7 protein-coding genes are annotated in these 10443 nt (G+C 35.9%); 5 read left to right on the forward strand and 2 right to left on the reverse strand.

All coding sequences use genetic code 11. The features are described 5' to 3' along the window. Nucleotides 1–15: 15 nt before the first annotated feature. The 5 genes from HMPREF0373_RS06470 (at nt 16) to HMPREF0373_RS06490 (ending at nt 8057) form a co-directional block, all read left to right on the forward strand. Complete coding sequence (locus tag HMPREF0373_RS06470) at nt 16–2187, forward strand: VirD4-like conjugal transfer protein, CD1115 family (RefSeq protein ID WP_021738861.1); 2172 nt, start codon at nt 16–18, stop codon at nt 2185–2187. Between the two features lie 80 nt (nt 2188–2267). Continuing rightward, nucleotides 2268–3254 carry a S1 RNA-binding domain-containing protein gene (locus tag HMPREF0373_RS06475; protein WP_021738862.1) on the forward strand — a complete coding sequence of 329 codons (987 nt, stop codon included), beginning with the start codon at nt 2268–2270 and terminating at the stop codon, nt 3252–3254. A 5-nt stretch (nt 3255–3259) separates the two neighbouring features. Further along, nucleotides 3260–3910: a hypothetical protein gene (locus HMPREF0373_RS06480; RefSeq protein WP_021738863.1), complete on the forward strand. Its 651-nt coding sequence runs from the start codon at nt 3260–3262 to the stop codon at nt 3908–3910. A 63-nt stretch (nt 3911–3973) separates the two neighbouring features. Continuing rightward, on the forward strand, nt 3974–4201 hold the full coding sequence (locus tag HMPREF0373_RS06485) for a hypothetical protein (RefSeq protein ID WP_044963201.1): 228 nt from the start codon (nt 3974–3976) through the stop codon (nt 4199–4201). A 184-nt stretch (nt 4202–4385) separates the two neighbouring features. Continuing rightward, nucleotides 4386–8057: a YobI family P-loop NTPase gene (locus tag HMPREF0373_RS06490; RefSeq protein ID WP_021738865.1), complete on the forward strand. Its 3672-nt coding sequence runs from the start codon at nt 4386–4388 to the stop codon at nt 8055–8057. A gap of 545 nt (nt 8058–8602) precedes the next feature. On the opposite strand, the gene HMPREF0373_RS06495 is transcribed toward HMPREF0373_RS06490, so the two are convergent. Both HMPREF0373_RS06495 and HMPREF0373_RS06500 read right to left on the reverse strand, forming a co-directional pair. After that, nucleotides 8603–8833 (reverse strand): hypothetical protein, encoded by a 231-nt coding sequence (locus HMPREF0373_RS06495; RefSeq protein WP_044963203.1) that lies wholly within the window; start codon nt 8831–8833, stop codon nt 8603–8605. 106 nt (nt 8834–8939) lie between these two features. After that, entirely contained in the window at nt 8940–10073 is a 1134-nt protein-coding gene (locus HMPREF0373_RS06500; RefSeq protein ID WP_021738867.1) for an ROK family transcriptional regulator, read from the reverse strand. Nucleotides 10074–10443 lie beyond the last annotated feature (370 nt).

Consider the following 10443-nt stretch of genomic DNA (forward strand, 5'->3'; position numbering starts at 1 on the left):
TAGAAGGAGGCGCATATGAGATACCGTTATTATATTGAAAAAATGCAGCAGACATTCTCCCAGTGGAGGGGAAAAATTCCAAAGAAAGAACATACAAAGTATACGCATGTAAAAGTGCTATGTATTGTCTGCGGTGCCCTATATCCGGGCGGATGCCTGGCAATCCTGGCGAAGCCAGAGGGAGATTTGTCATTTGGCATTCTTCATGCAGTAAAAGTAGCAGTAATTACAAGGCAGGGGCACATTGGTTATGGCACAAGTCTGATACTGATCGTGGCATTGATCCTGTACATTAAGGTGGTCGGACGTTCCAGGGATAACGAAGATGAACGAAATTTCTCTTATTCTGCCAAGGGAACCTATGGGACTAGCCGGATAGCAACCGAAGAGGAGTATAAAAACTATCTGTCAATCACAGACAGTGCATTGGAGACGGATGGCATTATTCTGGGAACCACAATGGATGGAAAGGTGGTGTCTATTCCTCGTGACTCGCCATATAACCGAAATATGTTTGTCGCGGGCTCCCAGGGATCGTTTAAATCAATTGCTATTTCCAGAAACATGATCATCCAATGCGTGATACGAGGAGAGTCTTTCTGTGTCACAGATCCCAAAGGGGAACTGTGCGGCGACATGGTGTATTATCTGTATTCCCAAGGATATGAAGTTGGACTGTGGAATCTGTCAAACCGTTGGAATTCGGATGGATGGGATATTTTGCAGGAGATCAGTGGGGAAGAGGAGCTGGAATACGTCGACATTATTTGTCACACGATCATCCAGAATACGACAAGTATTAACAGCGAAGCATTTTTCAACGACATTGAGGAAGTATTGCTCAAGGCCCTGGTGCTATATGTAGTCACAGTCATGCCCAAGGAACTGCATCAGTTCAGTACGGCATATAACATGCTTTTGCAGGAATCAGCAGCATCGCTGGACGCAAAATTTTTTGCACTTCCGGTCACGCACCCTGCCAGACAGTCCTATAACTTGTTCTGCCAATCCCCGCAGAATAAAGGCAATGCGATTCTGGGACTTGGTTCCCGCCTGAAAATTTTTCAGGATGAAGCAATCAAGCGGATGACAGGTTACCAGCAGATCAATCTGGAACGGATGGCGCAAAAGAAAACGGCGATATTTTGCATGGCTTCTGATACAACGACAACGTATAACATGCTCAATGCCCTTATGATATCCATGGCGTTTATCAAAATAATGGCTTATGCCGACCGGCAGCCAGCACGAAAATGTGATGTGCCGGTCTATTTCATCCTTGATGAAATGCCCAACATCGGAATCATTGACAGCATCCAGCAGAAGGAGGCAACGGCGCGAAGTCGGGATATTGGAATGGTCTTGATGGTTCAGAACATTCCACAGTTCCAAAATCGTTATCCGGATGGTGTATGGGAAGAACTGGTCGGCGGCTGTGATTTCCGGTTATTTTTAGGATGCAATGAATCCACGACAGCAGAATATTTTTCAGCACTGACCGGACTGTCAACCATTGAAGTGGAGACCATCCGGAAAAATCTGAAAACAGTGCGTCTGACAGACTATGTGCCGGATATGGCAAGAAATTCGGGTGTTGGTCAGAGACCGGTATACACACCGGACGAAATCATGCGGCTTGATACCGATGAGATGTTTTTATTTGTTCGGGGCACGAAGATGATACGACTCAAAAAGTTCCCATTTTATAAACATCCAGAGGCATTGAAACTGCGGCGTATCATGCCACAGGCATTTCTTCCGGTCTGGAGGTATGAACAGGGACATGATATCAGTGGAAGAGGCTGTGCATATAAAAGTCGGGGCGAGCTTTTGCGCGAAGCCGTTTCTGATCCGGAACGTTATGTAGTCAAAGACAGTGAGAGATGGGGGAACCAGAGGACCATGCTGTTGGAACAGCGAAAGAAAATGGAAGAAAAATATGCGACAGAGGGCAGGTTCCCAAATGGACAGGCTGTATTTGAAGAAGAATGGAAACCGAAGTTTGTTGACCTAGAGGAAGATCTGGTACAGGCTGCAGAAGAAAAAGAGGCACAAAAGCCGTTTGTAGAAGATAAAAATCTGGAAGTGGAAGTAATGTCAGGGGAAAGCGACAACGGGCAGCAGGATTCCGACACAAATCTGGATGCGTTTTTTGAGAAGCTGTTCCAGAATCAGAATAACGTCTAGTTTCCGAATATGGTAAATCGAAGTATATACACAATATGGGAACAACAAAAATAAACTACATCATAAGAAAGGACTAGATTGTGGAACTGAAAGAAGAAAAGATGCTGCAGGTGGAGGAAACTTCCGGAACAGAAGGGCAGGGAGCGGTAAGCAAGCCGGTGACCGGTACGGATCAGATCATCACGTTAGATCGTCTGGCAGCATCTGTATATGAAAATGACAATGAAACCGATGATCTGAATTGGCACGAATTACAGAATTCCATGCTCAAGCAGAAGATTTTGACAGGCATGCTGATCTCCATGGAGCGGCACTCCATTGGAGAGGGAAAAACTGTGAATGTGGCTTTGGCAGATTACCAGGGCTATCGTGTGATGATCCCAGTAACAGAGATGAACATCATTCTGTCAGAACAGGATGAGGGGGATATGACCAAGAAGATCCGTATCACATCTAACATGATTGGTTGTGAGATTGATTTCATCGTATTAAAACTGGATGCTGCGACACATTCGGTGGTCGCATCACGAAAAAAGGCAATGGAGAAAAAAGTGCAAAACTTTTACCGCCCACAAGTGGAAGGCGAAGCACCACTGATTCAGGAAGGGAGCGTTGTGGAAGCGAGAATCCTGGCGGTTACAGAACATCTGCTCCGTTTGGAGTGCTTTGGCCTGGAGTGTTTCATCAGGACGTATGAGTTAGTGCGGGCGTGGATGGCGGATGCCAGGGAACATTACCGCGTAGGAGATACGACGCTGGTGCGGATTCACAAGATCCAGGAAGCGGGTGGAAAACTGAGTATTACGGTGGAAGGAAAATCATTAGACCATACCACATGTTACGCATGCAAAAAGCAGGGAAAATATATCGGAACAGTAACGGGAATCCATGATGGTTTGATTTTTATTCGCCTGCAGGTTGGGACGAATGCGATTGCTCATTCGGTGGAAGACCGTCAGCTACTGCCACGCAAAAAGGATGACGTATATTTTATTTGTACAAGAATGGACGAAGAAAAGGAAGTAGCAATCGGTATCATTTCACGTGTCATCCGGTCTGCGAGGTAGTGTATATGGAAAAAAAATGCATTTACCCAGAGCAGGGGGCGGAAATAACCGCGTATGAGCGGGCATTAAATTGTCTGATTTTCATGCTGGTCTATCTTTTAGCAGGCATCCTATGCATGTTTCTTCCAGTCATATTTGGAATACATGCCTGCTATATAGTTTGGTGTGTGGCAGCAGGCAGTTTCTTTTGGACCGCTATCTTATTATGGAAGAAACGGAGCATATACGAGGAGCAGGTGACAGAAGTAGCAAACAGTTTGATTTCCATTGAAGAGGAGACCTTGAAATGCTATCAGGCAGTTGGAAATGTATATGAGTCCTGCTGGATACATTTTTCGGATATTACGGACGTTATGTTTAATAAGAAGAAACAGGCTTTTTTGATTCAGATCACAGAAGATCCGAAGCGGAAAAGTGAGATCTGTGTTAATTCGGTGCTGGTAGAAGAAAATCTATTTGAAGTGAGAGGCGGAAATTATAAATTAGACGAATTTTTAAAAATCTTTCAAAAGGTGATACCCTATGGCCATAGTAATCAACGTATAGACATTGAGTTAGTTAGAAAGCAATGGGAATCCGCTATAAGAATGAAGAAATTTTATCAATGGTTGCCCTGGGGCATTTTAGGAGTTATCGTTATAATGCAGATTTTGTAATGGCTAAAATTTTAAACAGTTAATAGATGAAGGTCAATGATGTCGAAAGGAGATGAGGCTGGTATGTATAAAAGTGGTGAAAACGAAACTTTTGATGGATATAATATCCCGGTTGCTCTTGCAGCAAAAATTATGGGGAAAGATCAGCAATATATCAGGCAGGGATTGGTACAAGGAATTTTACCCATCGGAACTGCTTTTAAAAGAGAAGGCAGTAAGCATTATGATTATTATATCAGTCCTAAGTTGTTTTATGAATTTACGGGATACAAAATTGATAATTGTCAATAGCATATCGAAAATGACAAAAGGTGTTTCCATCTAATGTGGGAATGCCTTTTGCTATGTGAAGATTTTACAGACTTATATGAAAGTATGAAATATTTTAGCTTACAAATGAGATGAAATTTGATATAATTATTTAGATAGTAATAGCGAATATGATATTCCATACTAAAGGAGAAGTATTTTCATTATGGACGATAGACAAAATATAACTTTTCAAAAATTAACACCTATTGATAATGCTGATATTTCTGTATATGAAGACGCAATTGAATTTTCTTTAAAAAATGATGACATTACAAATGTTGCTCTTTCTGGTCCTTACAGTGCAGGAAAAAGCAGTATTATTGAGACATACAAGAAAAAACATCCTGATAAAAAATTTGTACATATTTCATTAGCGCATTTTGAATGCCCTGAAGAAACTGATTCAGATGATTCTAAGAAAGAATCTTGGATTGAAGGAAAAATATTAAATCAATTATTACATCAGATTCCAGTGAAACGGATTCCTCAAACCAATTTTAGAATCAAAAAAGATATGGGGAAAAAAGATATCAAGAAGTTAACGGTATTGATATCTATATTATTGTGCAGTGGAGCTTTTTTACGTATATCAAATAAAGTCCCAACAATAGTTGAACAAATTCAAGAAGAACGAATCAAACAATTTTTATCAGTTTTTACAAGTGGATATGCAATTATTATTGCAACATTACTTTTTGTGATTAGTGCTATTATATGCATTCATAAAATAATAACCGTACAGAAAAATAAAAATTTGTTTCGTAAAATTAGCTATCAAGGAAATACAATAGAAATATTCGAAACACAAAACGAATCTTATTTTGATAAATATTTGAACGAGGTACTTTATCTTTTTGAACAAGTGGAGGCAGATGTTATTGTATTTGAAGATATGGATCGGTTTGATTCAAATGAAATTTTTGTTCGATTACGAGAAGTAAATAATTTAACAAATTTTCATAAAAAGAAATATTTAGAAGAAAATTCTGAGTCTGGTGAATATAAACCACTACGTTTTTTTTATTTATTGCGTGATGATATTTTTACAACGAAGGATCGCACGAAATTTTTTGATTATATTATACCTGTTATTCCTATTCTGGATGCTTCCAATTCATATGATAAGTTTATATCACTTATGAAGAAAGAAAATCTTTTAACACATTTTGATGCAAGTTTTTTACAACGCTTATCTCTTTATATAGATGATATGAGAGTATTAAAAAATATATATAATGAATTTCGGATATATATGAACAGACTAAATAATACGGAATTGCAATGGGATAAAATGTTAGCAATCATTGTGTATAAAAATTTGTTTCCAAGGGATTTCAGTGATTTACAACTTGGGCGAGGTTATGTCCATGAGCTTTTTGGAAAAAAGAATTATTTTAGTGCAAAAAAGAAAGAAATTTTGGAAAATGAAAAGCAGTTACTTATAGAAGAAATTCAAAAGATTGATGCGGAATTACTGAATACTATTGAAGAACTGAATGTCTTATATAATGTAAAATATAATAACTTACCACATAATTATGGATATTCTTCTCTTACTTCGGAGGGGAAAAAACAATGGGCGATTATGGAGAACGAGAAGGAAGCAAGACGGCATACAATCCAAAGTCGTATAAATGGCGATAAATTAAAATATGAAAAGCGTATAGCTGATATTGATCATCAATTGATGGTTATAAAAACACAGCAATTACATGAATTGATTGATAGAGATAATGCAGATGAAATATTTATGATCAAGGGATCTAATGTAATAGGAAAGACATTTGAGTATAAAGAGATTAAAGGTAATTCATACTTTGATTTATTAAAATTCCTTATTCGGGATGGCTATATTGATGAAACATACAATGACTATATGACGTACTTTTATGAGGAAAGTATATCTGCCCATGACAAAATCTTTTTGAGAAAAATAACAGATAAATTGGGTGCGGATTTTGAATATTCATTAATGGATGTTAAAAAAGTTTTGGAATCTCCTGTTTTACGTGAAGTGGATTTTTCAGAAGAGGAGACTTTAAATTTTGATCTTATTTATGGTATTCTTATGCAACAGGATAATCCAAAATATCAAAAGTATTTGTACACAGTAATTGTTCAAATTAAGGAAAATCATCGATTTGATTTTGTGGCAAAATTTTACGATTCAGGTAAATTTGATAGTTTGTTCATTTCAAAATTAAACCAGCAGTGGCCAGAATTTTTCTCTTTTGCAAAAATAAGCGGTAAGTTTTCAACGGAGCAAATTCGGAGATATTCTATAGATACATTATACTATACAGATGCTCCGATACTGCAACTGGTTAATGTTGATAATTGTCTTAGTGAATATATATCAAATGAGGATGACTATTTAAATATTCCAAATGCACGGATTGATACAATAATTTCTCAACTTTCTTTATTGCAGGTATCATTTATATCGATCAATTATTTGAAATCTGAAGAAAAGTTATTTTTAGCAGTTTATAAAAATCATTTGTATGATTTGTCTTTCGAGAATATTAAATTAATGTTGCAAACACAATATGGTGTAGATGATACTGCTGATATTACACATAAAAATTACACATTAGTACAATCCATGCGGAATGAACCACTTGTAATGTATGTAAATGAAAATATAAATACATATGTAGGAATTATACTTGATAATTGCGAAGAGAGGATTGAAGATGAAGAAGATTGTGTAATAGAAATTCTTAATAATGACGCTGTTGAGGAAAATTTAAAGAAGCAATATATAAATTATTTATTCACAAATATTTATGATTTATCGAAAGTTAAGAATACAACCTTGTGGTCGCAACTCTTGACAAGGCAATTGGTATTTATATCTGTGGATAATATTGCACACTATTTTCATAACTTTGGTTTAGATCAGGTGTTAATTGATACAATTAATAACTTAAATAAACCAATCGATTATTCCGGTATGGAACAAGTTTATGGTTCAGATATTACGGAACAATTTTTTGATAAAATTATAATAAATAACAATATCAATAATAATAGATACGAAGAAATATTAAATAATTTAAATTATGTATTGGAAACATTTGAAAATAGTGATATTAGTGAGGAAAAAGTATGTATTTTGATAAAAAATCATATTATTGAAATGCATGTCGATGCTTTGAAATATATTCGTATGTATTATCCAACGCTTGTTATGACATTTATTGATGCGAATGTGACATCTTATTTGGATATCCTTCCGCAGATTGATTTTAATTTAGATGAGGCTTTACATGTTTTGGATTTGGATATTGGAGATCCGAAAAAAATAGCAATGCTTGCTTATACAGCAGATAAAATTCCTATATATAACAAAAAATATTCCGATGAGCTATCGGCATATATTATAAAAAATAATTTTGATTCAAGTGATGCAAAAGTTATATATAAGAATTATTCATCTTATTCCAATATAATGAAAAATGCAATCTACGAAATTGCGGAAGATAGCATTAATCAAATTATTTTGGATGAAGATCTTATACTTGATGATCAGTTGATTTCTGATTTGATAACTAAGAGTTCATATAGTATAGATATAAAAATACAATTATGGGCTAGTCAATTAGTTTATTTGAATGAGGAAACTTGTAAAAAGCATTTTGATGAACTTGGTGTTCCAGAACTCAAGAGAATATTTACCATGCGTAATGTAAAAAGAACATATCAAAAAAATCCAGTTGTTACTAAAATTTTTGAAGTATTAAAAGCAAATGGTTGGATCTACAAATTTTCAGAATGTAAGGATGATACTGATCTATATATAGTTACTAAAACAGGACCATTAAAAAAATGAAATATTGCTCCAAATTATTTCAACAAAAATGAATACCATTTTAGTTAGAAAATATTGCAGAATTAACAAAAATAAAAAACGGTAGCGGCAAATAAAAGTGGTCTAAATTGCTATGAAAAGTGGTAGGTAATACGCTGGTAATACACAAAAATGCTTACAAATGCTGTAAATATAAGCCCCACTGCTTCCGTAGAGCAGGCTTCTGATGAGGGCAAATTCTAAATAGAAAGCTTGATTTTATAGGCTTTTTGGAGAGTCTTTGGAGAAATCCGAAGGCTCTCTTTTTTTTATAAAAGTGTATGTGGACGAGAATAATATTGAAATGTCCACATCTCGTCCACGTAAATTTAAAATGTGGAGCTGACTTGAAAAAGTAAATTCCAGTGCAAGAAGAGGAAAAATCGTAAAAAATAGGGTATGTAGAAATTAATCTACATACCCTAAAATTTTATTTTTGCTCATTAAGATTACTCAATGCTTCAACGTCACGTTCCAATTCTTTCATTATTACCCAGAATAAATTCTGCATATCATCACTAAATTCATCATATACTTGAATTGCTCTCATAGTGGCATGTATACCATTTAATGACCATAATATCTGTTCTAGTTTGACTGATATTTCCTGCGTTGGTATTTGTTTCTTCAATTACTTGCTGAATAAGACCATCAAGGTCGTCTAAACGAGCATTTAACCATTCCTCTGTTTCATCGTAGAATGTGTCAAGTAATTGCTCTTGGTCACTTAAATACTGTTGATATTCAGTATCTTCCAAATCAGATTTAGCTTCCTTTAAATTCTGATGTAACTGTTGAATCTTACTCTGAGTTTCCTCTGAGTTATCACCGCCATGTACGAATAACTATGCAGCGTAATATTTATTATATTGCATGTATAAATTGATTTACATAGAACAATGCAGCCCCGATAGCAGGAGTGTATTGTCCATTTGTGCCAACAAAAATGTGCTCTTTGTTTAATGCGAATGGTGAGGAAACATTGATATGTTTAGTCAGGTAGGCAATGTCGTCCTCTAAAAAATATGGTGCCAGATAACCACTGATGATAATAGGCGCATCAATAATTAAATTAATGTTTTTCATGGCAAAGGCCAGGTGATGGAGATAATCTTTCCAGATTTGTGTAAGCTGGGGAGATTTTTTTTCGCGTAAAAGAGAGAAAAAGTCTTTTATATTCATACCGGCAGCCTGTTCCAGAGCGTTGGCGGAACAGTAAGTTTCCAGACAGCCGCGGTTTCCGCAATAACAGAGAGGTCCATCTGGATTAATACAGATATGTTCGATCGTGCCGCTGTGCATAGAACTTCCCTGATGAATCTGGTGGTTTGTGATGATAGCGCCTCCGAGATTACGATTCAGTAGAAAGACAACGGCGCTGTCAAGTTCCGGGTGTTTCCATAATTCCAGAAAGGCAGCAGACTTTGAATCATGTTCCAAATAACATGGATAAGGCAGATAACGGGAAAAGTCCTCCAGTATCATGCCTGTATTGTTCATGATATTTCCATAAAGCACAGTAGAGTGATCAGGGGAGGTGATTCCTTGTGTAGCGATGGAAACACCAAGTATCTTTTCTTCATCATACTGATTTGTGGCAATGAATTCTTTGATTTTATCGGTGACCTGCTTATAGTAATCCGGCGTGTTGGAATATGGAAATGGAATGGTATTGGTATAGAGTGCATTTCCGTACAGGTCAACGGCAGTGATATGGAACATATTCTTTAAAATACCAATGCCAATGGAAATTCTGAAGTCAGATACAATCTGAATCGCATTTGCTTTTCTTCCGCCGGTGGATTCGAAATATCCATTTTTTTCTATTAAGCCATCCTGCTCTAACAGGTTCAGATTCTGGCTTACGGTGGACAATCCCATCTGTAAATCCTGAACGATCTGGAGCTTGGATGTTATTTTTTTTCTGTAGATGTATTGATAAACTTTTGATCTGTTTATTTTTTTTACGCTGATATTGGTTAAACCTTTTTCACTCATAAGATTCTCCTGATTCTGTTATGGTAGCTGTTTTATAAATTATATATTTGATATAGTCTGGCAGAGCGCAAAAACTTGTCAGATTTTCTGGATTATATTATTTCCTGAATTGTTATAGATAGAGTTAAGTTCTAGCTTTATGTATATTGTAGTATATAGAAAGTGAAAATGCAATAACGATAATAAGAACAGTAATGGTCAATATAACTGATAAAAATGCACAAAATAAGATTAAAAAAATTATACTTTTTGTCAATAGACTTTTAGATAGGGAGAATATATACTCGACTTACAGTTAAGATATAAACGTAAGTTTGAAACATAACAAAAAGAAAACATGGAGACCAGCTATGAAAAGTCAACCATAAAT

Origin of the sequence: Eubacterium ramulus ATCC 29099 (genome assembly GCF_000469345.1) — a bacterium.
Lineage (GTDB): Bacteria > Bacillota > Clostridia > Lachnospirales > Lachnospiraceae > Eubacterium_I > Eubacterium_I ramulus.